Origin of the sequence: Micromonospora sp. NBC_01638 (genome assembly GCF_045209745.1) — a bacterium.
GTDB lineage: Bacteria > Actinomycetota > Actinomycetes > Mycobacteriales > Micromonosporaceae > Micromonospora.
The window spans coordinates 6,219,844-6,246,840 of sequence record NZ_CP109273.1; the positions used below are offsets into that span (position 1 = coordinate 6,219,844).

At 68.5% G+C, this 26,997-nt stretch carries 19 protein-coding genes and 1 pseudogene; 10 read left to right on the forward strand and 10 right to left on the reverse strand.

Annotated features, from left to right (window positions below; genetic code table 11):
• The 5 genes and pseudogenes from fdh to OG811_RS29125 form a co-directional block, all read right to left on the reverse strand.
• On the reverse strand, positions 1-3,276 hold the full coding sequence (gene fdh, locus OG811_RS29105; protein WP_406070299.1) for a formate dehydrogenase: 3,276 nt from the start codon (positions 3,274-3,276) through the stop codon (positions 1-3).
• Positions 3,277-3,475: 199 nt separating this feature from the next.
• On the reverse strand, positions 3,476-4,255 hold the full coding sequence (locus OG811_RS29110; protein WP_406070301.1) for an FkbM family methyltransferase: 780 nt from the start codon (positions 4,253-4,255) through the stop codon (positions 3,476-3,478).
• Positions 4,256-4,300: 45 nt separating this feature from the next.
• On the reverse strand, positions 4,301-5,971 hold the full coding sequence (locus OG811_RS29115; RefSeq protein ID WP_406070303.1) for a sulfatase-like hydrolase/transferase: 1,671 nt from the start codon (positions 5,969-5,971) through the stop codon (positions 4,301-4,303).
• Between the two features lie 242 nt (positions 5,972-6,213).
• Positions 6,214-6,927, reverse strand: a pseudogene (locus OG811_RS29120) (CDP-alcohol phosphatidyltransferase family protein); the annotation flags it as partial.
• A gap of 121 nt (positions 6,928-7,048) precedes the next feature.
• Positions 7,049-7,858 carry a helix-turn-helix domain-containing protein gene (locus tag OG811_RS29125; protein ID WP_406075970.1) on the reverse strand — a complete coding sequence of 270 codons (810 nt, stop codon included), beginning with the start codon at positions 7,856-7,858 and terminating at the stop codon, positions 7,049-7,051.
• 143 nt (positions 7,859-8,001) lie between these two features.
• Between OG811_RS29125 and OG811_RS29130 the strand changes: the two genes are divergently transcribed.
• The 9 genes from OG811_RS29130 (at position 8,002) to OG811_RS29170 (ending at position 14,172) form a co-directional block, all read left to right on the forward strand.
• Entirely contained in the window at positions 8,002-8,349 is a 348-nt protein-coding gene (locus OG811_RS29130) for a DUF1330 domain-containing protein (protein WP_406070304.1), read from the forward strand.
• A gap of 357 nt (positions 8,350-8,706) precedes the next feature.
• A complete protein-coding gene (locus tag OG811_RS29135; protein WP_406070306.1) occupies positions 8,707-9,636 on the forward strand; it encodes a hypothetical protein in 930 nt (309 codons plus the stop codon).
• Positions 9,633-10,079, forward strand: coding sequence for an ABA4-like family protein (locus OG811_RS29140; protein WP_406070308.1), 447 nt, complete (start codon positions 9,633-9,635; stop codon positions 10,077-10,079). The genes OG811_RS29135 and OG811_RS29140 overlap by 4 nt, the downstream gene beginning before the upstream one ends.
• Positions 10,080-10,083: 4 nt before the next feature.
• Positions 10,084-11,325 (forward strand): sensor histidine kinase, encoded by a 1,242-nt coding sequence (locus tag OG811_RS29145; protein ID WP_406070311.1) that lies wholly within the window; start codon positions 10,084-10,086, stop codon positions 11,323-11,325.
• Positions 11,322-11,948 (forward strand): response regulator, encoded by a 627-nt coding sequence (locus OG811_RS29150; RefSeq protein WP_406070313.1) that lies wholly within the window; start codon positions 11,322-11,324, stop codon positions 11,946-11,948. Before OG811_RS29145 ends, OG811_RS29150 begins: the two co-directional genes overlap by 4 nt.
• 162 nt (positions 11,949-12,110) lie before the next feature.
• On the forward strand, positions 12,111-12,509 hold the full coding sequence (locus OG811_RS29155) for a YbaB/EbfC family DNA-binding protein (RefSeq protein WP_406070315.1): 399 nt from the start codon (positions 12,111-12,113) through the stop codon (positions 12,507-12,509).
• Entirely contained in the window at positions 12,496-12,816 is a 321-nt protein-coding gene (locus OG811_RS29160) for a type VII secretion target (protein ID WP_406070317.1), read from the forward strand. Before OG811_RS29155 ends, OG811_RS29160 begins: the two co-directional genes overlap by 14 nt.
• On the forward strand, positions 12,813-13,973 hold the full coding sequence (locus OG811_RS29165; protein ID WP_406070318.1) for a WXG100 family type VII secretion target: 1,161 nt from the start codon (positions 12,813-12,815) through the stop codon (positions 13,971-13,973). The genes OG811_RS29160 and OG811_RS29165 overlap by 4 nt, the downstream gene beginning before the upstream one ends.
• 1 nt (position 13,974) lies before the next feature.
• Positions 13,975-14,172: a DUF4926 domain-containing protein gene (locus tag OG811_RS29170; protein WP_406070320.1), complete on the forward strand. Its 198-nt coding sequence runs from the start codon at positions 13,975-13,977 to the stop codon at positions 14,170-14,172.
• Positions 14,173-14,241: 69 nt separating this feature from the next.
• Here the strand turns inward: OG811_RS29170 and OG811_RS29175 are convergent, their stop codons facing one another.
• From OG811_RS29175 to OG811_RS29195, 5 genes are all read right to left on the reverse strand, one after another.
• Complete coding sequence (locus OG811_RS29175; RefSeq protein ID WP_406070321.1) at positions 14,242-14,493, reverse strand: hypothetical protein; 252 nt, start codon at positions 14,491-14,493, stop codon at positions 14,242-14,244.
• Positions 14,490-14,792 carry a DivIVA domain-containing protein gene (locus OG811_RS29180; RefSeq protein WP_406070323.1) on the reverse strand — a complete coding sequence of 101 codons (303 nt, stop codon included), beginning with the start codon at positions 14,790-14,792 and terminating at the stop codon, positions 14,490-14,492. Before OG811_RS29180 ends, OG811_RS29175 begins: the two co-directional genes overlap by 4 nt.
• A gap of 284 nt (positions 14,793-15,076) precedes the next feature.
• Positions 15,077-16,339, reverse strand: coding sequence for a protein kinase domain-containing protein (locus tag OG811_RS29185; protein WP_406070324.1), 1,263 nt, complete (start codon positions 16,337-16,339; stop codon positions 15,077-15,079).
• 52 nt (positions 16,340-16,391) lie between these two features.
• Complete coding sequence (locus OG811_RS29190) at positions 16,392-18,575, reverse strand: UvrD-helicase domain-containing protein (protein WP_406070326.1); 2,184 nt, start codon at positions 18,573-18,575, stop codon at positions 16,392-16,394.
• On the reverse strand, positions 18,572-25,000 hold the full coding sequence (locus tag OG811_RS29195; RefSeq protein WP_406070328.1) for a DEAD/DEAH box helicase: 6,429 nt from the start codon (positions 24,998-25,000) through the stop codon (positions 18,572-18,574). The genes OG811_RS29190 and OG811_RS29195 overlap by 4 nt, the downstream gene beginning before the upstream one ends.
• A 293-nt stretch (positions 25,001-25,293) precedes the next feature.
• Here OG811_RS29195 and OG811_RS29200 point away from each other — a divergent pair, with 293 nt between their 5' ends.
• Positions 25,294-26,997: an AIPR family protein gene (locus tag OG811_RS29200; RefSeq protein WP_406070329.1), complete on the forward strand. Its 1,704-nt coding sequence runs from the start codon at positions 25,294-25,296 to the stop codon at positions 26,995-26,997.

The window sequence follows — 26,997 nt, forward strand, 5'->3', positions numbered from 1 at the left end:
TCAGACCTCCTGGTCGTGGCCGCTGTCGGGGTCGCCGGTCGTGACCTGCGGCGGATAGTGCGGGCTGAGGTCCCCGGACCGCCGCCGGTAGTCGACGAGAAGTTCCAGTAGTGCCGGTCCTCTCGGGCGTCGACCGGGCCGCACGTCGCAGGTGCCGACCTTGCTCTCCTGGATCAGGACGTTCGGGTCGAGGCTGATGCCGAACAGGTCGTTGGCCGAGTCACCGGTCACCAGACCCTCCGGGCCGAAGTGGTACGGCAGCCAGAGCTGGTGGATGATCCGGTTGTCGACCCGCAGCGGGGTCAGCCGGTCGGTCACCAGCACCCGCGCCTCGATGGCCGCGCGGGCGGTGATCAGGTGCGCCCAGCCCAGGTGGTCGAGGCCGCATTCGGCCGCCAGCTCCGGCGACACCTCGACGAACATCGCTGGTTGCAGCTCGGCCAGGGTCGACACGTTACGGCTCATCGCCCCGGCGGTGTGGTGCTCGGTGAGCCGGCTGACCGTGAAGATGTGCGGAAACACCTGGCTGTGCGGCTCCGGTGGGCTCGGGTTGAGCGTGTTGATCGGGTGTGTGTAGACCTTGCGGGTCGGGTTGGACTGCTGCCGGTAGAGCGGGTTGCGCACCGGTGACTCGACGGGCTCGTAGTGGGTGGGCATCGGCCCGTCGAGTACGCCGGTGGGCGCGTACAGCCAGCCCTTGCCGTCGCCCTGAAGGATGAACGGGTCGTCGCCGGCAATGCCGGCCACGCCCGAGGCGTCGTGGGCCGGTCGGTAGGACGGCGGCTTGTTCTTCTCGAAGTCCGGCACGTCGTAGCCGGTCCACTCGCCCTTGTCCGGGTCCCACCAGACGTAGCGCTTGCGCTCACTCCACGGGTTGCCGTCCGGGTCGGCGGAGGCACGGTTGTAGAGGATGCGCCGGTTCGCCGGCCAGGCCCAGCCCCACTCCAGGGCGACCATGGACTGCTCGCTGGCGGGTTTGCGACGGGCGGCCTGGTTGACGCCGTCCGCGTACACCCCGCTGTAGATCCAGCACCCGCAGACGGTGGAGCCGTCGTCCTTCATCTCGGTGAAGGACGACAGTGGCCGGCCGGTCGTCACCTCGTACCCGTTGATCTCGCGCAGCACCGACTCGGCGCTCGGCTCCGCGTGCGGGCCGTGCGTCGGGTAGTTCCAGTTCAGGTCGAGCAACGCGCGGTCGCGGGGCACGGTCGACGTCGCCAACCGTTCCCGGAGGACGCGCCCGAGGTGGTAGAAGAACCACAGTTCGGAGCGGGCGTCGCCGGGCGGCTCGACGGCCTTCTCCCGCCACTGCAACAGCCGTTGGGTCTGGGTGAACGTGCCCTCCTTCTCCACGTGCGAGGCGGCGGGCAGGAAGAACACCTCCGTGCGGCACTCCTCGGGCACGATCTCACCGGTCTCGATCTCGGGCGCGGTCTGCCAGAACGTCGCGCTTTCGATCATGAAAAGGTCCCGGACCACCAACCAGTCCAGGTTGGCCATCCCGAGCCGCTGGGCGCGGCCGTGCGCCGAGCCGACGGCCGGGTTCTGGCCCAGCAGGAAGTACCCCTTGACCTTGCCGTCGATCATGTTGAGCACCTGCTGGTAGGTGCCGTGATCACCGGTCATCCGCGGCAGGTAACCGTAGCAGTAGTCGTTCTCGGCGGTGGCGGCATCGCCCCAGTACGCCTTGAGCAGGTTGACAGCGTAAGCGCGGGCGTTACCCCAGTAGCCCTTCTGCCCCGGATGCCGGATGCTGTCCACCCACTCGTCCAGGGTCGGGTGGTCGGCGTGGTGCGGCATCGGCAGGTAGCCGGGCAGCAGGTTGAACAACGTCGGGATGTCAGTGGAGCCCTGGATGCTGGCATGACCGCGCAGCGCCATGACCCCGCCACCCGGGCGCCCCATGTTGCCGAGCAACAGCTGGATGATCGCGCCGGTGCGGATGTACTGCACACCCACACTGTGCTGCGTCCACCCGACCGAGTAGACGAGCATGCTGGTCCGTTCCCGGCCGGAGTTTCGCGTCCACGCCTGGGCCAGCTCCAGGAACTTGTCCTGGGAGATGCCGCAGACCCGCTCGACCATCTCCGGTGTGTAGCGGGCGTAGTGCCGCTTGAGGATCTGGTAGACGCAGCGCGGTTGCTGCAACGTCTCGTCGCGTTCGGTATCGGCGTCGACCGGAGCGCCGTGCGACTCGTGCTCCAGCCCGGCCGCGGTCTCCCGCTGCGTCTCGGTGTCCCGGGTCGTCATGTTCTGCCCGATGCCCGCGTACCGCCAACTGGCCTGGTCATAGGTGGCGTTCTCGATCTTGAAGCCGGAGAAGAGCCCGTGCAGGTCCTCGGTGTCGACGTACTCCTCGGTCACGATGGTCGCCGCGTTCGTGTACGAGACCACGTACTCCCGGAAGTCGAGCTCGTTGTCCAGGATGTAGCGGATCACGCCACCGAGCAGGGCGATGTCGGTGCCTGCCCGGATCGGCAGGTACGCGTCCGCCACCGCGCTGGTGCGGGTGAACCGGGGGTCGACGTGGAAGACCTTCGCGCCGCGACGCTTGGCCTCCATCACCCACTGGAAGCCCACCGGGTGAGCCTCGGCCATGTTCGAACCCTGAATGACGATCATGTCGGAGTTCGACAGGTCCTGCTGGTACTGGGTGGCGCCGCCACGACCGAAGCTGGTCCCCAGACCGGGGACGGTGGAGGAGTGTCAAATACGGGCCTGGTTCTCGATCTGGAGCGCCCCCATCGCGGTGAACAACTTCTTGATGAGGTAGTTCTCCTCGTTGTCCAGCGTCGCCCCACCCAGACTGGAAAAGCCCAGCGTCCGGTTGAGCGGCCGACCCTGCGTGTCGACGTCCTCCCAGGTCTCGTCCCGGGCGGCCAGGAGCCGATCAGCGATCATGTTCAGCGCCGTGTCGAGGTCGAGGTCCTCCCACTCGGTGCCGTACGGCCGGCGGTAGCGGACCTTCGTCTGCCGCAACGGGCTGGTCACCAGACCCTTGCTGGCCGCGCCCTTCGGGCAGAGCCGACCCCGCGAGATCGGGCTGTCCGGGTCGCCCTCGATCTGACTGACCTTCCCGTCCTTGACGAACACCCGCTGGCCACAACCCACCGCGCAGTACGGGCACACCGAACGGGCCACGCTGTCGGCGGTTTCGGTGCGGGCGGTGAGCGCCCGGGATCCGTCGGACTTCGCTGCGGCGCCCCGGCCGAGCGGGTCGGTGCCGGTGAGCTGGCGGTAGACCGGCCAGCCCTCGATCCAGCTCCGCACCCCCATCGCCACACCTTCCCGACCAACCCCAACAAAGATGAACACTCTGACGCTAGATGAGGGGTCGGCCTGGTCGCAGCGGGATCACAAAAACGGGCGCAACGCCGGGTGTCCGGATATCGGACACGTGGTGTTGCGTGGGGTGACGCAGAGCAAGGGACGCAGTAAAGAGGTCGTCCGTCCCCGTCGACGCGTCGGGGTTGGACTAGCAGCGGGACACGCAGTACACGTCGCCGGAGTTCGTCTGGTGCGGCAGTTCGAGGAGGTGTGCTGCCATGTCGTTCGCGGAAACCCAGCGCTGGAACGTCATCGACTTGATGTCGCCCAGCGCGACGTCGAAGCCGTCGAAGCCGAGCGCGGTCAGGCGATCAAGACACCGGTAGGCGACCGGACGCGCGATCGTGGTGAACTCGAAGGAGAGGACCGGCAGCGGGCGGCTCAGGCCGGTCAGCACCTCATCCTCGAAACCCTCCACGTCGATCTTGGTGAAGGTCGGCACGCCGTACTGGTCGATCAGTGCGTCGAAGGTGACCATCGGAACTTCGATGGCCGAGTCCCACACCTCGCTCTCCCACCCGCCCGAGCCCTTCGCCGCCCGTACGAAGTCGGCCGAGGCGGTCGACACAGTGGGGTTGGCAGAGTTGACGTGAAAGCCTGCGCTCCCGGGGAGTGCGCCACACGCCGCTTCGACCAGGGTCACCTGGTCGTCGTCGGCGTAGATCGCCCGCAGGGCGCGTAGGCACAGCGGCTGCGGCTCCACGGCGATGACCCGGGCCCCGAGGCGGCGGAAGCTGCCGATGTGGTCACCCACGTGGGAGCCGATGTCGAAGACGAGATCCCCACTCGTGACGAACCGGGAATAGAAGGCGTCCATCCGCGCGTCGCGCTCGGCGTCGCCGTAGTAGACATCCAACGACCGGTGCAGCAGGGACATGGCCGGATCGGTCCTGAGCGCCGCGATCCTGGTGCCGATGGAAACCGTCATCTCTCTGTTCTCCCATCCATGAGAGGGGCGCGGGGTGGGCCGTGACTACGGTCCGAAGGCGGTCAGGAACCGGTCCCGGAAGGTGTCCATCCGGAAGACCGGGGCCTGCGGGCCAGGCTTGAGCCCGTCCTGCCAGCCCCACCCGGAAATGCGGTCCAGTACGGCCCGGTCCCGGGTGATGATCGTGATCGGGACGTCGTGACTGGCATTGTCGCCGGTGACGACCGTGGCGGGCTGGTGATCACCGAGGAAGATGAACACGAGATCGTCGTCGCCGTAGGTCTCCACGTAGGAGATGAGCGTGCTCAGCGTGTACTCGATGGAGTGCCGGTAGTCCGCCCGGATCTGGGCGGTGGTGCGCCGCCTCTCGCCTTCCGCGCCACCACCACCGGCGGCGGCGGCGCGGAAGATCGAGCCGTCGCCGACGGTGGTCCAGTCGATCAGCCGCGGGACCGGGGTCCAGGGCGCGTGGCTGGACACCAACGCGAGTTCCGTCATCACCGGGTTGCCGTCGTGTTTCGCCTGCTCCAGGCGCTGCCAACTGGACAGGGTGTACTGGTCGGGCATGGTACCGAAGCTGAACTTGGGGCCCTGGTAGGCCAGCGTTCTGGCGTCGTAGAAACGGTCGTAGCCAAAGAAGGAGCCCTCCGGCCAGGCCCTGGTGACGGCGGGCATCACGCCAACGGTCTGCCAGTTCGCCCGCCGGAAGGCACCGTTGAGGGTCATCCGGTCGCTCGCCAGCAGGGTGCGGTGACGCTGGTCGTTGTCGATCCACAGGCCGGAGAGCAGCGTGGCGTGGGCGAGCCAACTGCCGCCGCCGAACGTCGGCGAGGTGAGGAAGCCGCTCTGCGCGGCGAAGCCCGCCGCGTGCAGCCGGCTGGTGCCACTGTCGAGGACCGCACCGACCTGGGGGGCGAACTCCGGATCCTCGACGGCGTCCCGGCCGTAACTCTCCACGAAGGAGATGACGACGTTCTTGCCGCGCAACGCGGTCAGTAGTTGGTCGTCGGGAACGTCGCGGAACCTGTCGGCCCCGACCAGGGTGGAGAACGTCTTCCGGTCGTTGAGACGCAGGCGCACCTGAAATCCGTGGCCGTTCACCAGGGTCGTCGCGGACGTGTCGGCAACCGGTACACCCGGGCTCACCCGCACGTTGAACGCGGCGCACACCACCCAGACGACCACCAGCGTCGCGACGATCCGGGTGGTGCCGGTGCGGTGCCGAATCACCAACCGCCTCGATCGCCGCACCGACAGCATGACCAGGACGGGCAGGCCGACAGCCACCACCGCCAGGACGATTGCGGCGCCGACAGCGCCGGGCCGGCCGTACGACTCGCTGAGGAAGGCGAACGCGTCGTCGAGCAACGCCCAGTCGAGCACCGGGTCGAACGCCCGGCTGAGCGACGCGGAGAACCCCAGATCGAGCAGCTTCAGCAGGCCGAGCAGGCCGAGGGCCACGCCGACGAGCGTCGCGACCAGCCGACTCCCGCGCGTCGGCAGAGCCAGCAGGAGGGCGACGACCAGCAGTGCCTCCAGGGGGATCCGCACGAACGCCGCCGGGGTGAGGCGGCCGAAGTCGTACGGCGCGGTGAGCACGAGCAGCGCGAACACAACGGCCAGGACGGTCGCCATCCGGGCCCGGATGGAGCGCTTCGTCCGACCCTCGACGTCGGTGTCGCCGTTGGCGGGAGCGCCCGAGCGTTCGCCCCTCATCGCCCTCCGTCCCTGGCTCGGCAGCTGACGTACTCGCGTCAAGAGCGACAACCCGGGCATCCTTCCATGATCGCTGGTGAGTAAGGCACGCGCGCGGCTCAGACCCGGGCGATGTCGCTTCGGACCACAGCGACCGTCGGGTGCGGCTGCCAGGGCAGCCCCTCCGTCTTCCCCGCGCTCAGCCCGCCCAGCGGAGAGCCGGCGCGGTGGCTCGCCTGCCCGCTCGGGTGGACCAACGCGCCCTTCATGGTGGTGGAGGCGCGGCGGAGGTGACGGGTCACCCACAGCCAGGTGACGTCGCGCCCGAACGACTCGATCAGCAGCGCCAGTGACACCATCAGCACGGCGGTTGTCAGCGCCCCGGGCAGCGCATCGCCCATCGCCACGGTCAGCACCACGCCCTGGATCGCCGCGACGACCTTACGCCAGTAGCGCGGCGGCAGGGATCCGCGCATCCACCCCAGCACCCAGCTCGCCGCGACGAAGACGTACCGCATCGCGCCGATCGTGAGCACCCAGCCGCCGACCGAGGGTGCCACGTGGAGGCAGAGCACCAGCACCAGGAAAGAGTCGATCTCCATATCGAAGCGCGCGCCGAGCTCGCTGGTGGTCCCGGTGCGTCGGGCCGTGTACCCGTCCACCGCGTCGAGGACCAGCGCCACGGTGGTGAGAGCGACCATCAACGCGACCGGCGCCGGCCGGGCGATCGAGTCGGCTGCCAGGGCCGTCACGCCGCCGACAAGGATCGCCCGGCTCAGGGTCACCTGGTCGGCCGGACTCAGACCACGCGCACCCGACCGGGACATCCCCCGGCTGAGCAGGACGCAGAGGGCCACCCCGTACGCCAGCCCCGCCAACCACCCCACCGCGCCCAGACCGACCGTTCCCGCGAGCACCGCCAGCGCGACGATCTGCACGATCAGTCCGATGACCGGACCAGTTCGAACCGTTGACATCGTGCCTCCGTGGCTCTGGTGTGTGACCCTGACCGGCAACACGGAAAATACGACCGATCGGTTCATTCCGAAACGCAAGCCAGCAGAGTGGTGCGGTCAGTCCCGGCCGCACGTACGGACTTCAGCCCATCCCGGCTGCGGGCTTGCCAAGGGCGTGGAGGGCGGCAGTGGTCGCCGGGTCGGCAGGGAAGAACGCCTCGACGGCCAGCCCGGAGACGGTGACGTCCAGCGGGGTGCCGAAGAGGGTGGTGGTGCTGAAGAAGGACAGCTCCTGGTCTCCGTGGCGGTACCGGAGCGGGATGACGACACGCGAAACGGCGTCGCTGATCGGCGCCGCGACGTCGTTGCCGCTGGGATAGCCGCGAAGCTCCTCATGCAGTGCGGAAAGCGCCGCGTCGTTGGTCGTCGCGGCCTGCTGGCGCAGTCGCTTGAGCAGATGGGCGCGCCACTCGGGCAGGTTGAGGATTCGCGGGGCCATGCCGCCGGGGTGCAGGCTGAGCCGCAGCACGTTGACCGGTGGGGCCAGCAGGTGCGGCTCGGCACCGGCGGTGAACAGAGCGACGGCAGCGTTGGCCTCGACGAGTTGCCAGTGCTCGTCGATGAGCACTGCGGGGTACGGGTCGTGTCCGTCGAGGATCTGCCGTACGGCGACACGTACGGGAGCCAACTCCGGGTCGGTCAGCTCGTGGCGGGGATAGGCGGGGGCGTATCCGCCCGCGAGCAGCATCGTGTTGCGCTCGGCCAGGGGCATGTCGAGCTGCTCCGCCAGCCGCAGAATCAACTCCGGGCTCGGCCGGGATCGCCCGGTCTCGACGAAGCTCAGATGCCGGGCCGATACGCCCGCCTCGATCGACAGGTCGAGCTGACTCATGCCGCGAGTTCGGCGCCAGTCGCGCAGCAGCTCTCCAACCGGTCGCCCCGGCCTGGTCATGGTCGTCACGCCCCGACCCTAATGACCGCGCCCGGGCAGAAACCATTACCTGCGACGTAATCGACAACGAGCGCGAGCACCCGAAATCATCTCACCGCAGGGGACGACGACCCCGCCTCATTCCCCGCAACGAGGAGAGACTCATGGCTGCCGCGTACGCGCTTGCTCACCTGCGAAAGGCGCCCATTCACGCCGACGTGCTGGAATATCTGGGGCGCATCCAGTCCACCCTCGTGCCCTTCGGTGGCCGGTTCATCGTCCACGGTGGGTCCATCGACGTCCTGGAAGGCGACTGGCCGGGCGATGTGGTCATCATCGAATTTCCCGACCTGACCAAGGCTCGCTCCTGGTACCACTCCAGCGCGTACCAGGAGATCAAACCCTTGCGGGCGAGGCACCTCGCCGGTGAGGTGATCCTCGTCGACGGGGTTGAGGCCGATCACAGCTCAGCGCAGATGGCCGCCGAACTCAGTCGAGCTGATCGTTCGTAGCGTCGCCTGCGAGGCAGAGCCGGGGCGCAAGTTCCGTCGGTCAGGCGAGGCACCGGGTGGTCGGCAACGAGCGTGATGACTCTGAGGTATCAATATGCCTCAGAGTCATCACGCTCGAACGACACCGCGCCCGGTTCGGGCAGCGGCCAGCGGTCGTCGGGAGATCAGCTCGCGGTCAGGGACAGTGCCTGGAGGCGGGCTTTCCACTCGGCAGGTCCGGCCTTTGTGCCAGCACCGGCGACGCGTTCCGACGGATGTCGTCTCCTACCCAGGGAGGAGACCCGCTCCGACCGCCGGCCGTAACCGGGGCTCGAGGTCGGACGCGACCGGCGGAAACGGTCGCGATCATCTACAGACATGACAATCGATCTGCGCCGGGCGGCACAATGGCACCGCCCACTCATGCTCCTCGTCGCCGCGATGGCGGCGCTCGCCGTCGTCGCCTTGGTCGGCCTTGTCGTCGACTCGCGCGTCCTCACCGGATCGCCGATCTGGCTCAAGCCGTTCAAGTTCGCGGTGTCCTTCATGCTGTACGGCACTACTTTTGCCTGGATGCTCTCCCTGCTGCCACGCCGGGCCCGGGTCGCCCAGTGGGCGGCCACGGTCATCGTCGCGACGGCGGTGATCGAGATGGTACTGATCGTCGTGCAGGTGGCACGCGGGACGACCAGCCACTTCAACGACACCACCCCGTTGAACGCCGCCATCTTCGCGGCGATGGGCGCGTCGATCATGGTGCTGTTCCTCGCACACGTCGTCGTCGGGATCGTGGTGCTGATGCGGCGAATTCCCGACCGGGTCGCCGCCCGCGCTGTCGGGTGGGGGCTCGGCCTGTCGCTGCTGGGCATGCTGGTGGCGGTGCCGATGGTGCTGCCCGCCCAGGACCCGGGGATCGAGGGGGTCAGTGGGGCGCACAGCGTGGGCGTACCCGATGGCGGTGCGGGACTGCCGGTGGTCGGCTGGAGCACCACCGGGGGTGACCTGCGGATCGGGCACTTCGTGGGCCTGCACGCCCTGCAGGCCCTGCCGATCCTGGCGATCCTGCTGACCCGGTTCCTCGGCACCCGACTGGACGCGCACACTCGCGCCCGGCTGATGGTCGTCGCGGGTGGCGCGTATGGCGTACTCACGCTGTTGTTGACCTGGCAGGCTCTGCGCGGGCAGCCGCTGCTGCGCCCGGACGCCCTCACGCTGGCCGCCGTCGCGGCCCTGGTGGTCGCGTCCGCGACCGCCACCGCGACGGTGCTGGCTCGCCGGACCCGGCCGGAACTGGCACTGGCCGCATGACCGCGACGCTGTTCACCCTGACGTTCGCGGTGGCCGCGCCGTTCTGGGCGCTGATGATCCTGCTGCCGCGCTGGTCGTGGACCGCCCGGATCATCTCCTCGCCGCTGATCGTGCTGCCGGTCGTCGCGCTCTACGGCCTGCTGGTGGTCCCGGCGTTCGGCGACGTGCTGCCGGCCGTGACGTCACCGACCCTGGACGGGGTGCGCGACCTGCTCGGTACCTCCGACGGCGCGGCGGCGGGTTGGGCGCACATGATTGCGTTCGATCTGTTCGTCGGCCGCTGGGCGTGGTTGGACAGCCGTGAACGGGGGGTGCCGGCGCTGGTCATGGCTCCGGTGCTGGTGCTGACCATCCTGCTCGGGCCGCTCGGCCTGGCCGCCTACCTGGCCGTGCGACCCCGATGGCGCGGCGCTCGTGCCGCCGAGCCGCAGCACCTAGGCTGACCCGATGGGGTGGTCGGGACGACTGTTCGACGCGAGGGACACGCTCGTGCGGATGGTGCTGCTCGACCTCAGCGGGGTGGGCTACCTGGTCTTCGGCACCCAGGCCGGTCGCGAGCCGACGGTGACACAGTGGGTCCTCGCGGTGGTCGCGTTCGCGGTCGCCCTGGTGTTGCACCGCCGGCCGGTGGTCAACCTGGTGGCGCAGGCGGCACTGCTGGCGGTCGCAATCTGCCTGGTCGACGACATCACGATCAACCAGGTGGGCGCGAGCTGGGCTCTGCTCGAGGTCACCATGCGGGCACGTCCCGGCCCCACCATCTGGCTGGCCGCCGCGCTGCTGGCCATGGTCGACCTGAGCGACTCGATCGGCGACCCGGCCGGCAGGGTCGCCTCCGGCGTCGTCGGGTTGGCCCTGGAGGTCGGCGTTCCCGTGCTGCTCGGGCTGGTCATCCGCACCAACCGGGCGCTCAGTCTCCAGGCCGTGGAACGGGCGGTGGCCGAGCAGCGCCAGCGCGAGTCGGAGAGCCGAGCGGCGCGCGCCGACGAACGCAGCGCCATCGCCCGCGAGCTGCACGACGTCGTTGCGCATCACGTGGCGTCGATGGTGTTACGGGTCGGCGTGGCCCGGCACGTGCTCACCGACCTGGATCCTCGGGTGGGCGAGGTGTTCGACGACGTGCACGGCACGGGCACCGCAGCCCTGGCGGAGCTGCGCCAGCTGGTCGCGGTGCTGCGAAACCCCGATGGGGTACGCGGTGACGCGGCGCTGACCGCGATCGAGCCCTCCGCGCTGCCGGCGGCGATCGGCGCGGCGATCGACCGGGCCCGTCAGGCCGGCGTCACCGTGGAGGCCGACCTCGACCCGGCGATCGGTGCGCTCGACGCGGTACGCGGCATGGCGGTGCTGCGACTGACCCAGGAGGCGCTGACCAACGTGGCCAGACACGCGGGGACGTCCGCGCTCGCGCGCCTCGTGGTCACCGTTCGCGACGGGGCTGTGCACTGGGAGGTCGCGGACGACGGGCGCGGTGGCGTGCCGGCGGGTATGCCGGCCGGTGGCGGGCACGGCATCACCGGGATGCGCGAACGTGTCGAGGTGCTCGGCGGCCGGCTGGAGGCGGGCCCGACCGGCACCGGGTGGCGGGTGCGTACCGTCCTCCCGGCCCTGGCCGTCGGGACGCCGGTCCTGTCGGTGCCCCGTGAGCGCGAGTCCCCGGCCGGTTCGCCCGCGCCGGAGCCGGCGTGATCCGGGTGCTGCTGGTCGACGACCAGCACCTCATCCGAGCCGGGCTGCGCATGCTCTGTGACGCCCAGCCCGACATCGAGGTCGTCGGGGAGGCCGGCAACGGTCGCGAGGCGATCCCGCTCGCCGCGCGGCTCCTCCCCGACGTCGTCGTCATGGACCTGCGGATGCCCGGTGTCGACGGGATCACCGCGACCAGCCGGATCCTCGCCGAACGCCCCGCCACCCGCATCCTGGTGCTGACGACGTTCGGCGACGACGATCACCTCTACCCGGCCCTGACCGCCGGAGCCTGCGGGTTCCTGCTCAAGGACGCGCCCCCGACCGAGCTGCTGGACGGCATCCGCCGGGCCGCCGTGGGTGACAGCCCGTTCAGCCCGGACGTGCTGCGACGCCTCGTGCAGCGCGCGGTGCACGCCCGCCCCGAGACACCACGGCCGCTACCGGGCCTGACCGGCCGCGAACAGGACGTGTTGCACCTGGTCGCCGAGGGCCTGTCCAACACCGAGATCGCCGACCGGCTCCACATCGGCGTCACCACGGTCAAGACCCACATCACCAGCCTGATGACCAAGACCGACAGCCCCAACCGGGTACGCCTCGCCCTGTTCGCTCGCGGCGTCTGAGGGCTCGGGCAGGTACGTCGGGCGCTAACGGCCGCACGCGTAGTCGGACTCACCGAGCCACGCCAGCCCAGCAATCGGGGCATGCACGCTGCGCCACCGGTTGGTAGCGTACCGGTGATCTCGCCGGCCCACGCCGGCAGTGGTCCCCTGGGGAGGGTCGACATGTGGGCGGACGACGCTGCGCTCGACGCTGCGGGACGCCGGCTCGACGAGTGGGAGACCTCACTCGCCGAACGGGCGGAGCGGGCGAAGACGCTGTCGGCGAGAGTGCAGGGCCTGACCGGGACCGCCCGCAACGCCGATCGGACGGTTGACGTCACCGTCGACTCGGCTGGCCTGCTGGTCAACCTGTGGCTCGACGAGCGCATCCGGGAACAATCCGCGGCGCGAACCGCCCGGCAGATCCTGGATACCACCAGAGCCGCGCACACCGACCTGCTGCGGCAGATCGGTGCAGTTGCTGCGGACTCCTTGGGCGACGACGTGGGCGCCCAGGCCATCGTCGACTCATACCGCACCCGGCTGATCCACGACCCGGGGTCAGACGATGCCCGCCGGTGACGGCATCCAGGTCGACCCGGACGACCTGACCGCCCACGCCGCACGCCTCGATCGCTGCGCCGGCGGCCTCGATACCGCCCAGCAGGCGGGCCAGCACGTCCGGTTGGGCGCCGACGCCTACGGGCAGCTCTGCGCGATGATGCCGATGCTGCTCGACGGCCTGCAGCGGACCCTGGTCGACGGCATCGGTGCCGCCGCCGAGTCGGTGCGGGACACCGCCGGGAAGCTGCGGACCGGCGCCGACCGCTACCGGAGCTCCGACGCCCACGCCAAGCAGTTCCTTGATGGGGTGCGGCAGCGCCGGTGACGTCCAATCCCCTCGTCGCCGCCGCAGCGGACACCCCACCCAGCGCCTGGGCGGGCTTGTGGATCTGCGAGGACATCGAGCTCATCGCGCAAGGTGTGCGCAACGGCAGTTGGATCGACGGCAGCCTTGGTGTGGTGAGTGCCGGTCTGGACGCCCTCGCCTTCGTCTCCGATCCGGTCGGTGCCCTGCTCCAGTACGGGATCGCCTGGCTCATCGAACACGTCAAGCCGCTCAGTGAGGCGTTGGACTGGCTCGCCGGCGACCCCGCGCAGATCACCGCCCACGCCCAGACCTGGCGCAACGTCGCCGGGTCGCTACGCGAGGAAGCCGCCGCGCTGGCGCGCGCCGTCCGCACCGACGTCGCCGGCTGGGGCGGCAGCGCCGGCCCCGCCTACCGGGCCTGGGCCGCCGAGCAGCAGCAGGCCATCACCGGCCTCGCCCAGGGCGCCGACACCATGGCCGCGATCACCGAGGGCGCCGCCGGCCTGGTGGCCGCCGTCCGGCTCCTGGTCCGCGACGCCATCGCCACCTGCGTCTCCCGCCTCATCGTGTACGCGGGCGAACTCGTAGTCACCGGTGGGCTGGCCACACCGCTGGTCGTGGAGCAGGTGACGACGACGGTCGCGTCCTGGGGGGCGCGGATCGCGCGGCTGCTGCGCGGGCTGCTGGCCAGCCTGCGACGGCTGATCCCGGAGGTTCGCCGGCTCGGCGACCTCATCGAGAAGCTCAAGCAGGCGTTGGGGCGACTCCAGAAGCAAGCACCCGGTCCGCAGAGGCCCGACGGTCCCGAGCCGACAAAGATCCCGGGTGATCCCAGCCGACCGGACTTCACTAAGGCCGAGATCGACTCACGTAAGATCACCGCGTACGCCATGAACCCGGACCACCCTGTCGGCAAGAACAAGTATCGCGTCATCAACTCCACCACTGGCCTCGGCCCGGACGACTCTGACGTGATCATGCAGCAGATCCGCGAAGGCGTACTCGCCGGCAAGCCTTTGCCAGGCAAGGCGGACGAGTTCGGCCAGCGGTGGTCCGTGGACCTTCCCCTGACCGGCCCCGGTGGCACGATCATCGTCCGCACAGCCTGGATAATGGAGGACGGGGCATCTGCACCTCGGATGGTGACCATCTCGTTCCCGCCCAAGGAAGGATGAAATGTTGGAGCTGTACGACGTGGTTGAGCTCCGAGAAGCCATTCCGGGGGAACAACTGCCTGCCGGGGCAGTGGGAACCGTCGTTCACATCTTTCGTGGCCCGCCGACTGCGTACGAGGTCGAGTTTGCCGACGCCGATGGCCGTACCGTCGCCATGGTCACGCTCCGGGCCGAACAGGTAATTCACCGAGACGGGTAATTAATCGCTGTATGACTTGGCGTCGCAGATCGCTAAGTCGATCATGCCCACCGGTCTCGAAGTGTCTGGTCAGCGGCGCAGCCGGCGGGCGCAGGGGCCGTCGTGGCCGTCGCGGAGGAGGCAGCGCCGGCCGCCAGGCAGCCGCAGGTCGCAGAAGGCGCGGTGACGGAGGAACTGCTGGTCCTCTTCGGAGACGGTGGTCTCCCCCGGATCCGCCATCGGCAGCACCAGCATCAAGCGGCCGATGACCCGGGCCAGGCGCTGCGCGGCGGGGAGGTCGGTGGCAACGACGGGCAGGTGGATGACGTACCGCTGGCTCATCGGGTGTGGTCCCGCTCGTTGCCGGCACGATTCTGGTCGGTCTGCCATCGGCGCAGCGCGTCCTTGATCCGTGCGGTCTCTCGACGGCTCTCGCCGAGGGCGGCGTGGAGCGCGGCCATGTCGACAGCGACCCGGTCCAGGAAGGCGTACACATCGTCGGGGTTCAGACCGCGACGTCCGAGCCCGGTCGGCGCGAAGCGGCGCTCGCGCACCTGCCATGGCAGCAGACTGGTGTACGCGGCAGAGCGGTAGGTCGCACCACCACCCGTCGAGGTTGGTCGCTGGTTACGAGCGTTCATGTCCGTCCGCCTTTCTGGTCGTGGATAGGTGGGCCTGCCCGCCCATCCCGTGCGGGCAGACCCAACCCGCCCTGACGCCGCAGCTCCACTCGGCGGTACGGCATCGCGGCTGCTCAGCGAGGGGGTGTTCGGGGAAGCACGGCGGCCGTTCGGGGGGACCGGGCGGCCGCCGTGCTGTGATCAGCGTGCGACGGTCCGGGGTGGAGACACAACGGTTCAGGCAGCAATTTAGCCGCTTTGCATTGATTTTCTTCGCTGCAACCGGTGGGGGTTGCAGGAGCGGATCATGCAGTGTTGCGTGCTGGAACCAGAGAGTCGGACTCGCCCATCTCAAGCTGGCAGGCCAACGCCTGGTGGCGGCACTCCTCGACGAGATCCTGTTGTCCTTCCGACTGGTCCAGGTCTCTGGCCAACGCCTCGAATGCATGACGGGCCTGTCGAAAATCACCCGCGAGCATCAAGAGGTTCGCGAGATCCACTCGCAGCACGACGATCTCGTTAGCGAAAGGCTCGCCGCCCTGTGGCACTGAGCCGAGGGCCCGCTTCAACACCTCGGCAGCCTGCACGAAGCGCTCGTTCTCGGCGAGCTCCCTTGCCTGCGCCCGCAGCTCCATCAGCTCCTGCGGGGACCTCTGCGGCGGCACGGAGACGGGAGCGGGGGGCCGAACAGCGCTGGTGAGCTTCTTGTCGGTTCGGGCGTCCACCACCCCGCCGTCGAGGAACGGCAAAAGGAGCTGACGAACCTCGGCAGCCGACGCTGGCCTTTCCGCTGGATCCTTGGCTAGCAGGCAGTAGAGAAGGTGCGCCAGGTCGTCAGGCACGTCCGATCGAAACTCAGTGATGATGGGAATCGGCGCATCTAGGTGACGGCGCATCATGTCCGGGGCGTTCGCCGCCTCATAGGGAGGGCTCCCGCCGATCATCTCGAAAAAGATGCAGCCCAAGGCGTACAGATCGGCGGCAGGCCCGACAGGGCCGCCCTGGGCCTGCTCGGGTGCGATGTAGGTGGGGGTGCCGAGCGTGCGCCCGGTCGCGGTGAGGCGTGATGTTTCGGCCGCGCCAAGCAGCGCGGCCACGCCGAAGTCGAGCACTTTGACCACCCCCGTCGGGGTGATCATGAGGTTCTGGGGCTTCAGGTCACGGTGCACGAGGGAGGCGGCGTGGGCAGCCGCGAGCACGGAACAGACCTGCGCGGCAATGGAAGCCGCCTCGCCGACAGGCAGTCGTTCCTGCTCGGCGATGTGGTCGGCGAGGACAATCCCCGGCACAAGCTGCATGACGAGGAAGAGGTCTTCACCGTGTACGCCCAGGTCGTGTACGGCCGGCACGCCGGGATGGTCGAGTCTGGCGGTCGCTCTCGCCTCCCGCCGGAAACGCTTGCCCGCCGTCTCGCGCTCGTCCTCCGGCACCTCCAACTGCCGGAGAAACTTGATCGCCACCGGCCGGTCGAGCCGCTCGTCGAAGCCGGCCCAGACCTGACCCATTCCTCCGCGACCGACCGGATACGTCAACTCGTACCGATCACCGATACGATCCCCCGCCTGCATCTACAGCCTCCCCCGCATCGCACGCCGGCCCCGCCTGAGCAGGAGCCGGCAATCAGGCTAGCTGTCGCTGTACGAGTCGCCCGGTCAGGAACGGGCTGGGCGTGCCGTGCCAGAACACCGCAAGCTCGTCGCGCGAACGGGTGGCGGCGACGAAGAGCAGCGACCGGTCGCGCTGGCGTTCACGCTGGTAGCGCTTCGGGTCAGTGTCCCGGTACCTGTTGATCATCTGCCGAGGCACCAGGCCGTCAGTAACCCCAGCAATGATCATGCGCTGGTATTCCAGGCCCTTGAACCGGTGCATCGTGCCGATGTGCACGCCGTCGGGCCGCTTCGGGCCGTCCGGGCCGATCTCCACCACCGACAACCCGTCAGCCTCCAGCCGGCTGATGACGTCCGCCGCCAGGTCCTTGGTCGGTACGCAGATAGCAACCGAGCCGTCGGTCGGGTTGCCCCAACTGCGCAACTGCTCGACGATCAGGTCCCGCTCCTGCGCCCACGTCGCGGCACCGCGAAAGACCGGGCGGCCGCCACGCAGCAGCGACCGGTAGCCCGCCAGGTCCTCCTCACCGCCGTCGAGGTCGTCGTACACCTCCCCGGTCATGATCTGCAGGGCGTCGGCGAGGATCTGCCGGGTGGTGCGGTAGCTCAGCGTGAGCCGGGACGACCGACCGCGGATGTTGACGCCGAGGCTGCTCAACGTGACGTGGTTGTCGTAGATGCGCTGGTGGGTGTCGCCGGTGAGGAACATGTCGTCCGGGCCTGGCGCGACCATGGCACGCAGCATCTTCCAGTGGGCGGCGCTGAGGTCCTGCGCCTCGTCGACCACCACGTGGCGGTAGCGCGGCCGGTAGAACCCGCCGGACGACTCGCCGGTGACGCCGGCGTTCTGGGCCGTGCGGTCCATCTCAAGGCGGGCAGCCCGTTGTGCCACCTGTCGCCAGGTCCAGACGCCGCGGTTCTCCAGCCAGGTGGTGAAGCGCTCGGTCAGCTGCCAGATCTGGTCCCGCTCGATCCGGGACAGGCTGCGGCCGCGGTTGGGGCGGCGGGCCTTGAAGTAGTCCGTCCGCGAGTTGAGCACCTGACCGAGGATCACCTGGGTCCACTCAGCGACCAGGAACTCCGCCTCCCAGGCCGTCTCCCCAGCCTCGATGAGGAACTCGTCCCACAGCTCAAGGACGCGATTGTCGTCCACCACGCGTCGGCTGCCGCCCGCCTTGGCTTCGGCCACCACCCGGCTGGCCAACCGGTCGATGTTGACGATGTCGACGCGCGACACCAGCTCCTGCCCACCCAACGCCATCAGGCGGGTCCGCAGGTCGGCAGCCAGGTTCCGGTTGAAGGTGGTGAGCAGGATCGGCTTGTCCACGCCCGGCGACAACTGCCGGGCAAGGTGTGCCACCCGGTGCAGGGCGACGATCGTCTTGCCGGTGCCTGGGCCACCGCCAACCCGCGCTGGGCCGTTGTAACGGCGCTCGACCAGCTTCCGCTGGGTGGGGTGCAGGAAGATCTGCCACCGCTCGAAGGCTTCGCCGAGCATCGCCTGCAAAGCCTCGTCGTCGGAGGTCACCTGCGTGGCGGGGCGTTGCACCGCCGCCTCGAAGTCCTCGGGGTCGACCGGCTCGTCGGCGCGTACCGGGTCGGTGACCTGTTGGAGCACGTCGTCGTAGGGGGTGCCGTCGAAGAGCGCGAAGAGCACGTCGGTGGTGAGCTGCGGCGCCCGGTCGAGCAGTTCCAGCAGCTCGGCCTCGGTGGTCAGTTCCCGGATCTGTGGTAGCAGCGGCTCGGAGACGCCGAGATCCAGCAGTTGGGTATCGGTGTAGGTGTCGAAGAGCGGCTTCTGCGCCGGCTCAGGCTCAACATCCGGCGGCACGACCCGGCCGATGATGCTGTCACCAACGGGCGCCATGTCGACGACTTCGATGCCGCCGGTGATCCGGTTGATGCGGTACGCGTAGCGGGTGAGGTCGTCGTACACCTCACCCCGGTGCTTGACGGCGACGAGCAGGTAGTCACGCTCGGCGATGTGCAGCAGCAGCGCCCGATAGTCCTTGTTGACCCGGGCGGACATCAGCCGGGAGTCGCTGTTGAGCGCCTTCAGGTTGAGCCCGGGGTTCTCCGGGTTGTGCCGAAACTTGTGCATGAACTCGTAGACCGCTCCGATGTCGGCGCGGGTGAGCTTCATGACCTCCTTGTCGGCGCGGTCCAGCATCCGCAGGGTTGTTGCTCCGATGCTCATCGACGTTCTCCCCCGCTCGTCGCCTTGATCTCTGCCGCCAGCTCGTCAACCGACCAGTCCCGAGCGGTACGGGCGTGCCAGCCCGCCTCCGCGTACGCCCGGTCGCGGTCTTCCGTCTCCGGGTCGTCGGTCGGGCCGGTGAGCACGATGGCGATCCGCCGATCCGGCCAGGCCAGCTCAGCCTGCCAGCCCTGGTCGCCCAGCTCGTAGCCGACGACCGGTGCGGGCAGATCCTGCCGGGCGAGCTGCTGGACGAGCTGATCCAGGGTGTTCTCGCCCGGGTCCAGGTAGCGCAGGACGTCCCGCCACGGCGACTCCGTGTCGAGCGTTTCGGGCTCGGCCGCCACCGGCTGCGCCGCGACGCCGAGCCACGTTGCCGTCTCCTCGTCGAGCGGCAGCGCGCGTTGCGCCAGCACGAGGCCGGTGCCCTCGGTGACCGCCATCGAGGCCGGCTCGAAGACGTCGAGGGTGGACACGGCGAGCTGGCCGGCGTCACCGCCGCCATTGCCGAGGAACTGGATGACGTTGCCCCAGGCAAGCCACCCGGCCCAGCGGTCCTTGTGACCCGCCCCGGTCACGGCGGCCGGCAGGTCGTCGAGGACAGTCAGCGCCGACCACGTCGGCAGAGGCTTGCTACGCCCGTCGACGACGAGGGTCACCGGGCAGTCCGCGTTGTCCCGGGCGCGGGCGATCATGATCTTCCCTACGGTCGGGCTGGGCAGGGGCTCGCCGCGCAATGCCGCCAAGAGCCGCTCCGCCACGCCCCCGGAATCGGTGGCGGTGTTGTTCCGGGCCTGTTTGAGCATGCCCGCCAGAGTGGCTTCGGCCCGACGCTGCCACCGGGTGAGGTCGGGATTGGCGAGGAAGCGCATCAGCTGCTCGATCGGATTGACCCAGATGGTCTCCTCGAGCTCGTCCGGGTCGGCGCCGGGAAGGAACTGCCGGTATCGCTCCCGGGCCGCCTGCTTGCTGACCCCGCCGTACGGGGTCCACCGCCCCTGCCCGTCCGCGCTCCCCCAGGTTTTGACGTCGTCCCAGGTGGCGGCGAAGACCAGGTAGCCGTGGGCGCGCAGCCGGGCCCGCTTCTCCGCGTCGTCGGCGAGCCGGTTGTATTGGGACGAGGCGTGGTACTTGAATCCGTCGAGGTAGACGGCCACTTCGGGTGACGGCGCGTCGAGGCGTTTGAAGTGGACGTCGGGGCGGGTGCCTCGAACGGTGTTCTGCAGTTTCATCTGCCAGTGGGTGACGCTCTGGCCGTTGTCGCGGACGAACCGCAGGTCGGCGATGCGGGCACCGTCGTGATCGGTCCGCCGATCGATGCGTAGGCCCGAGTTGGGTGTCTCGCCAAGCGCCAGCAACTTGGTGAGGAAACGCATCTCCAGCTCGCTCTCCACCTGGTGGATCAGCGAGATCTCGTCCGTGCGGGTGCCCTCCTGGACGTCCCAGTTGTCGAGGAGCTTGTCCAGCATGCCCAGCGCCTCGTCGCGGCTCATCAGGGCGAAGTGCTCGTTGCGCGCGTGACGAAGAAGGCAGCGGTGACACACCGCCCTGCCTTCGTGTCGGCAGACGCAGTCGGCGATCCGCTGCCGCGCCAGCTCCAGGATTGCGCGGAACTCCTCCGGCTTGGCGAGTCGGTGCAGATAGCCGGTGCCCTGCGGCTGAGTGTCGTAGACGACCACGAAGTTGCGCGTCCCGTCGCTCTGCCCGTCCGGCATGGTGGCCGACACGGCCTGAAGGTGCGTGGGGTCGCCGCCGTACTGCGCGGCGATGCCGAGGCGGATGGCGGCGGTGAACGACGCGATGCGCTCCTGCACGACGGCGGTCGCGGCGGGGATCAGGATGCGCAGCGCCTCGGTTTCCAGCTCGTGGGCGAGGATCAGGTCGACATGGGCGTCCGCGGCGGCTGGCGAGCGCCGGTAGGGACACCAGGGCCGGTGGTGCTCGGCACCCTGCACGACGGCGGAGCCGGAGGCCTGCGCGGCGAGTTGTTGACTCACCGCGGGGGCACCGTCGACCGTGGTCCCGCCGCAGGAGGTGCAGGCGTGGAACCGGTTGATCCGCACCTCCTCGCCAGCAAAGAGTTCGGCTGCTCGGTCGTAACGCTGCGCGCCCAAATTGAAATGACGGATCATCGCGTGCCGGCTGTAGTCGACACCGAAGGTGTCATGGGCGTGCCGCCAGGACGAATCGACCTTTGCCGGATCGACGTCGACGGCGACCGTGGTGGCGTAGAAGCGCCGGTCCCGATCGTCGCTGTCGTCGCGGATCCGGGCGTCGTCGCGCTTGTCGCGGCTGAGCACCCGGGTCGGTTGCAGGACCTGGAACAGTCGTCCGTGATCGGCGATGCCCGGGTCCGCGCAACGCGGGCAGGCGCTGGTGTCCTCCTTGGCGAGGTGGGTGCGGACGTAGCCGCACTGGGCACAGACCCGCCACTGCTCGTACGCCGGCCGGTCCACCGGACCGACGTCGAGCCCGGAGATCTCGTGTTTGTAACCCCGCACGTAGTAGCTGTTGCCAGGGGCGATCTCGACCAGCGCCTGGCGGGCGGGGCGCGCGTACTCGCGGAGTTCGCTGTGGAACCGGCGGTCGCCGTCGGTCTTGTCCTCCCAGGTGAGGGTGGCTTCCAGGTCGGTCCGGGTGTCGATGAGCGCGTAGTTGGGCAGCAGACCGAACTCGACCAGGGTGCCGTGTGCGGCAGCCGCGCTGACCTCCCGCAGCCGGCGACGGACCGCACCCTCCTCGGCCTTCAACATCTTGATTTCGCGGGCGTGGTCCGGGTCGCTGGGCACCAGCGTGCCCCGGGCGGTGGCGAGTTCCTGCATTCGACGACGCAGGTCGGCCAACCGGAATTCCCATACCTCGTCGGCTTCCTTGACCCGGTGGACGATGCCGTCCACCGCGAACTCCCGCAGTTGGTCGGCGGCGGCCCGCAGGACCTTGTCGCCGAAGAGGGTCAGGAACTCCTCCACCAGCCGGCCACCGTCGCGACGACCAGCCTCAGCGAGGCCGGTCAGCCAACCGGTCGGACCGAACAGCACGTGCGCCCGCCGTGGCATCGGCAGCACTCCGGCCAGGCGGCCGCGGGCGGCCAGGTCGATCAGGTGGGCGAGGTACTGGCGGCGCAGGATCTCCACGGCGGAGAGGAAACAGCCGGGCGGGACGATCTGGCCGGCGATCATGTCACGCGGGTCGGTGAGGTAGTAGCGGTCCCGCTCGGTTCGCCCGACCAGGGTCAGCACGAGCGCGTTTCCGCTCCTGCGACCGGCGCGGCCGGCTCGCTGGACGTAGTTGGCCGGGCCGTGCGGGAGCGACGCCAGCACCACTGCGGAGAGGGCGCCGATGTCGATGCCCATCTCCAGGGTGGGCGTGCAGGAGAGCACGTTGGGGTCGGTGTAGCGCTCGCCGTCGCGGAACTGCTTCTCCACCGTCTCCCGCTGGGCGCGGGTGAGCATGCCGGTGTGTTCGCCGGTGACCACCCGGAACACCGGGCTGTCGAGGTAGAGCCGCCGGTAGTAGTCGTCGGGAGCGGTGTCGTCGTGGGCGGCCTGGAGCTGACCACGGCAGCGGTACTGCCGGCACGGCTGCCCGATCCAGTCGGCCACCCGGTCGGGATGCTCCGTCTGCTGCCAGTGGCAGGTGTCGCAGCCGACCCCGGCCGCTGCGGCGGACGCGTCGTCGAGTCGGGTCACCCGCAGGTGGCCGGGCATCAGCCCGTACACCGTGTTGCCATCCTCGGTGTCGCCGACCGCGACCACGTCGGCGGCGGCGAGGGCCGGCAGCAGCCGGCTGAGGAAGCCGGCGGCGTCGCCGGAGTCGAGGCCGAGGCAGCGGGACGTCCAGTCCTGATACCAGTTGCCCCGCGCGGTGATCACGTCGAACTCCGAGCGGGACTTCGGCGTCGCGAGCAGGAACGCGGGCGCAGACAGACCCTTCGGGAACGCGGGCATCCCGGCGGGACGACCGCCCCAGATCTGCCACCGGGTGCCACCGCGCTTCAGGTACGGCACCAGCCACTCGTGGAACACCGCGCCCCGGATACGCAGCCGTTCCAGCAGACCACGGAGGAAGGCGAGGTAGCGGACGTCGTCCGGGGGTGATCCGGCGATATTGCCGGGGCCGGTCAGGTGGACGTCCCGGCAGATCGCGGCGGCTCCCGCCGGATCATCGAGAGCGACCTCGACGGCGACGCTGCGCGTCAACTCCAGGGTGCGGCCCTGACGGGAGCGCAGCCCGGTCTCCATCACGGTGGCGAAGACGAGCCGTTCGCTGATCAGCTCCCAGGTCTCCCGGCTGCCGGTGTGCTCACCGGCGAGCAGGCTGTCGACACCGGGCTGGTCGTGCAGGTCCGGCGGCACGACGGTGGAGAGGATCTCCGGCTGCGCCGCCTCCTCGATCATCTTGACGAAGAGGTCGTCGAGCCCGATCGACTCCCCGGCCGTCAGCCGGCCGGCGAGCAGGGAGCGCAGCGAGAACGAGTAGGACCGGTTGGCGACGAAACCGGCGCGATGCGCGGCATCCTGCACCGAGTCGTTGAAGAGCAACGTCTTCTTCTCGGCCTCGTCAAGCTCCCCACCGGTGAAGAGCTGCGTGATCGCCACCGAGGCGAGGGTGGCCAGGCCGGCACCGAGGAAGCGGATGCCGTGGTCCAGCTCGCAGGACGGGCAGCGGTCCTTCTCGGCACCGTCGACGTCGAGAACGTCACCGAGCACGACGATCGCGTCGTCGGTGGGCTTGCGGTCGCGCTGCTCGTCGAAGGGGCGCACCCGACGGCCGTATTCCAGGACCAGCAGGCCACGGGAGCGCTGGCGTACCTCGTCTTCGGTCGCGGCGATCAGCGCGCGGACCCGGCGCTTGTCCCGACCGACGCTGGCGCGGTAGATCTTGTCCGGGTCGGTCTCCAGCTCCTGCGGGTCCTTCTCCGGCGACAGCGCCATCCAGCCCGAGCGACCGCAGTGCCGGCAGTAGATGGCTGGCAGTCGGGGATAGCGGTTGTCGGCCACCACCACGTCGGCGTCGGTGGCGTACGGGTCCAGCTCGCGCGGCGCTTCGCCGTACCAGCCGAAGGCCGCCTGGTGGGAGGTGCCGCGCAGCAGGCGGGAGACGGCGCGTACCCACAGGTGGGTTTCGATGTTGAGCAGTGGGCGGCCGGGAGCCGCCGGGTTCTGCGCAACGGAGAGCAGACCGACGAATCGGGCGAGAGCCTTCGCCGTGATCTCGGGCGGGGTCTTCATCACGCTGCCCCAGCCGGTGGCGTTCTTGCGGGGCAGCACGTCGATGATCTCGTCGAGGGTGCACGGCCGCGTCTGGAGCGAGTCGAGCACCGCCTTCGTCAACGGATGCTGACGGAGCAGACCACCGAGGCGCGTCGGGTCGCCGAGACAGCGCTCGCCGACGACCAGCTCGGCGACCTTGGCCATCATCTCCTTGGCGTCGCGGTCATCGACGGCCGCGAGCTGTTCCGGGGTGGGCAGCGGCAGGCTGAAGTCCTGGCTGGTGATGAACTCGCCGGCTTCGTACCGGTCCTCCCCCACCAGAGAACCGGCGTCGAAGGCGATGCCGAAGACCTGCTCGGCGACCTCACGGATCGCGGTACGACCGTCCCGGCCGCCGCCCTCACCGAGCGTCGCGGAGGTCGCCACCGGGCAGATCGGCCCGAGCGGTCGCCCCGGCTCGTCGAGGTCGAGCGCGGCGGCGAGCCGGCGCAGCAGCATCGCCACGTCGGTGCCCTGCGCGCCGTCGTAGGTGTGGAACTCGTCCAGCACCACGTACGCCGGCTCGGCGCCCTCCCAGAGCGGCAGGTCGTCGGCGCGCTGGAGCAGCAGGTCCAGCATCTTGTAGTTGGTGATCAGGATGTCCGGCGGCGTGCGCCGCATCTCCGACCGTTTGGTGAACACGTGCGGATACTCGATGGCCGCGACGTCGCCGATGTAGAGACCGGCGGTGACCTGGCTGAGCGCCGGGTCAGTGAGCAACTCGTTGATGCGAGACGTCTGATCCGTCGCGAGGGCGTTCATCGGATAGAGCAGGATCGCCTTGACCCCGGCCCTGCCCTGCTGCTTCTGCCGACGGCAGTGATCCAGCACCGGGATCAGGAACGACTCCGTCTTGCCCGAGCCCGTGCCGGTGGTGATCAGGGTCGGCTCGGCCGCCCTGCCCTTCGTCGACAGCCGGGCGAACGCGTTCGCCTGGTGCAGGTAAGGGGCGAAGTCAGCCGGTGCCCAGTCGAGGCTCGCCCGCCAGTCGCCCTCCGCCGGGCGAAAGGGAGTGCGGATCCGCAGGTACGGGCCGCGGAAGATGCCCTGCTCCGGGTGGGAGAGGAAGCCTTCCAGACCATGACGTACGCCGTCCTCGGTCAAGCCGAAGGTGGTGGTCAGGTATTGGGTGAGGGTCCGACGCAGGGTGTCGGCGGCGATGGTCGGCCTCATGAGCGGATCACTGCCGCATGCTACTGCACCCCTTACCAGGGTTGACCTGGTCGACAGCCTTCCGGCAGGCCGAGTCAGATTCGCGACACCTCGACCCCCTGGCCCCCGTGGGCGAGATGCATGGGCCTCTGTCAACGACCTGGCCCGCCATAACAAGGATCAGGGAAATTGGAATGACGCCGCCGGCACCCACGGACGATCGAAGTTGCGGGAAGCCCTCATCGGTCCGCCACCCCTGGCAATCTGCCTGTCCACGTTCTACTATGGCCACTCCCCTTCAAAGGACGCAGATCATGACTGCAATTCATATCCGCCAATTAAAGGCGGCCATCACTCGAGATTTCGCTGAGCGGATCGATGTGTCCGACGCGCCAGCAACGGCCCGTCCGAGCGCGTTGCTCTCACGGGGATTGGCAGCCTTTGTGGTCCAACATCTTACTGGCTGCAGCCTGGACCAGGCGGCTGCGGCAAGCGTAGACGGGTTCGGGGACCACGGCATCGACGCCATTGCCATTGACGGCGCCACAGCAAAGATCATTCTGGTTCAAACCAAGTGGCATGAAGCCGGAACCAAGACAATCGACCTCGGAGACACGCTCAAGTTTATTGAGGGATTGAAGGCGCTTACCGATGGAAACTACGAGGCCTTCAATGCCAAACTGAAGCCACTCATCCCGCAAATCGAAGCCGCGCTAGAGACGCCGCAACTAAAGATTTGCCTTGTCGTCGCAACCAACGGCCCCTCGAAGCTGGGGTCAGAGGCGCAAGCAGTACTGGACAAAACCTGCGGCAACATGAACGAGGCTGGTGAGATCATCGAGCAACGCGTGCTCGGGTTGCGCGAGCTTCGTGCAATGCTCGTGGAAGGCGTCACGCCACCTCAGGTCAATCTTCACGTCACACTACAACAGTGGGGGAAGCTTTCCGAACCCTACGAAGCGCTTTATGGGATGGTAAGCGGGTCCGAGATCGCAGCCTGGTATAAAGATTACGGCGACAAGCTGTTTGAGAGGAACATCCGACGGGCGCTCGGTGGCACTGCGGTCAACGCCGCTTTGGTCCGGACTCTTCGCGAACGTCCGAGCGACTTCTGGTATTTCAACAACGGCATCACTGTGCTTTGTAAACGGATGCAACGGCTCACCCCCACTGGCATCTCTGCACGTGAAGTTGGGCAATTTGGCCTCACGGGAATTAGCGTCGTCAACGGCGCACAGACTGTCGCAAGCATTGACGCGGCAGCTCGACAGGATGCAGAGGCAGTAGCGGATGCCCGGGTGTGGGTTCGCCTGATATCTCTAGAGGGATGCCCGGACGGTTTTGGCGTCGAGGTCACTAGGGCCACGAACACACAAAACAGTGTAGAGAATCGCGACTTCGTTGCCCTCGATTCGGTGCAGGAACGACTGCGATTGGAATTCGCGTCTCTACTGGGGCGTCGATACGCGATCAAACGCGGCGAGCAGAGCCCGACCGGAGATGAAGGCTGTTCGGTTGAGGAAGCGACCGTAGCCCTCGCCTGCGCATCAGATACGGGCTATGCCGTGTTGGCCAAGAGCAGCATCGGACGTCTTTGGGAAACCAACAGCGAACCGTATCGGCGCCTATTTCCGCCCGATATAACTGCCGCTCGGGTGTGGCATAGCGTTCAGGTCTTGAGACATGTCGACGCATCGCTGAGCAAAGAAGTCGCCAAGCGCGTGGGTCGCGAGAAATCAATCGCGATCCAGGGCAACAGGATCGTTGCTCACCTGGTTCTTGACTGGATCAACGTTTCTATAATTGACGATCCCTTCGCGGACTGGCAAACCCAACTCAAGATTGTAGACATCATCACGCCCATTGTCTTGCACTTCGTTACGGAACACGTCAACGACGAGTTCGCAGACAACTACATCACTAGTCTATTCAAAAACGCAAGTCGTTGCCGCCGGTTGGTGAGGCTCACTCGCGGCGACCTCGAAAAGAGTCCGGCAAATTCGCCGGATTATGATTGA

Excerpts from the sequence above, each read along its gene's own strand:
- OG811_RS29110 (WP_406070301.1), bottom strand. The coding sequence starts at position 4,255 with ATGACGGTTTCCATCGGCACCAGGATCGCGGCGCTCAGGACCGATCCG.
- OG811_RS29115 (WP_406070303.1), bottom strand. The coding sequence starts at position 5,971 with ATGAGGGGCGAACGCTCGGGCGCTCCCGCCAACGGCGACACCGACGTC.
- OG811_RS29125 (WP_406075970.1), bottom strand. The coding sequence starts at position 7,858 with ATGACCAGGCCGGGGCGACCGGTTGGAGAGCTGCTGCGCGACTGGCGC.
- OG811_RS29130 (WP_406070304.1), top strand. The coding sequence starts at position 8,002 with ATGGCTGCCGCGTACGCGCTTGCTCACCTGCGAAAGGCGCCCATTCAC.
- OG811_RS29135 (WP_406070306.1), top strand. The coding sequence starts at position 8,707 with ATGACAATCGATCTGCGCCGGGCGGCACAATGGCACCGCCCACTCATG.
- OG811_RS29140 (WP_406070308.1), top strand. The coding sequence starts at position 9,633 with ATGACCGCGACGCTGTTCACCCTGACGTTCGCGGTGGCCGCGCCGTTC.
- OG811_RS29145 (WP_406070311.1), top strand. The coding sequence starts at position 10,084 with ATGGGGTGGTCGGGACGACTGTTCGACGCGAGGGACACGCTCGTGCGG.
- OG811_RS29155 (WP_406070315.1), top strand. The coding sequence starts at position 12,111 with ATGTGGGCGGACGACGCTGCGCTCGACGCTGCGGGACGCCGGCTCGAC.
- OG811_RS29160 (WP_406070317.1), top strand. The coding sequence starts at position 12,496 with ATGCCCGCCGGTGACGGCATCCAGGTCGACCCGGACGACCTGACCGCC.
- OG811_RS29170 (WP_406070320.1), top strand. The coding sequence starts at position 13,975 with ATGTTGGAGCTGTACGACGTGGTTGAGCTCCGAGAAGCCATTCCGGGG.
- OG811_RS29175 (WP_406070321.1), bottom strand. The coding sequence starts at position 14,493 with ATGAGCCAGCGGTACGTCATCCACCTGCCCGTCGTTGCCACCGACCTC.
- OG811_RS29180 (WP_406070323.1), bottom strand. The coding sequence starts at position 14,792 with ATGAACGCTCGTAACCAGCGACCAACCTCGACGGGTGGTGGTGCGACC.
- OG811_RS29185 (WP_406070324.1), bottom strand. The coding sequence starts at position 16,339 with ATGCAGGCGGGGGATCGTATCGGTGATCGGTACGAGTTGACGTATCCG.
- OG811_RS29190 (WP_406070326.1), bottom strand. The coding sequence starts at position 18,575 with ATGAGCATCGGAGCAACAACCCTGCGGATGCTGGACCGCGCCGACAAG.
- OG811_RS29195 (WP_406070328.1), bottom strand. The coding sequence starts at position 25,000 with ATGAGGCCGACCATCGCCGCCGACACCCTGCGTCGGACCCTCACCCAA.
- OG811_RS29200 (WP_406070329.1), top strand. The coding sequence starts at position 25,294 with ATGACTGCAATTCATATCCGCCAATTAAAGGCGGCCATCACTCGAGAT.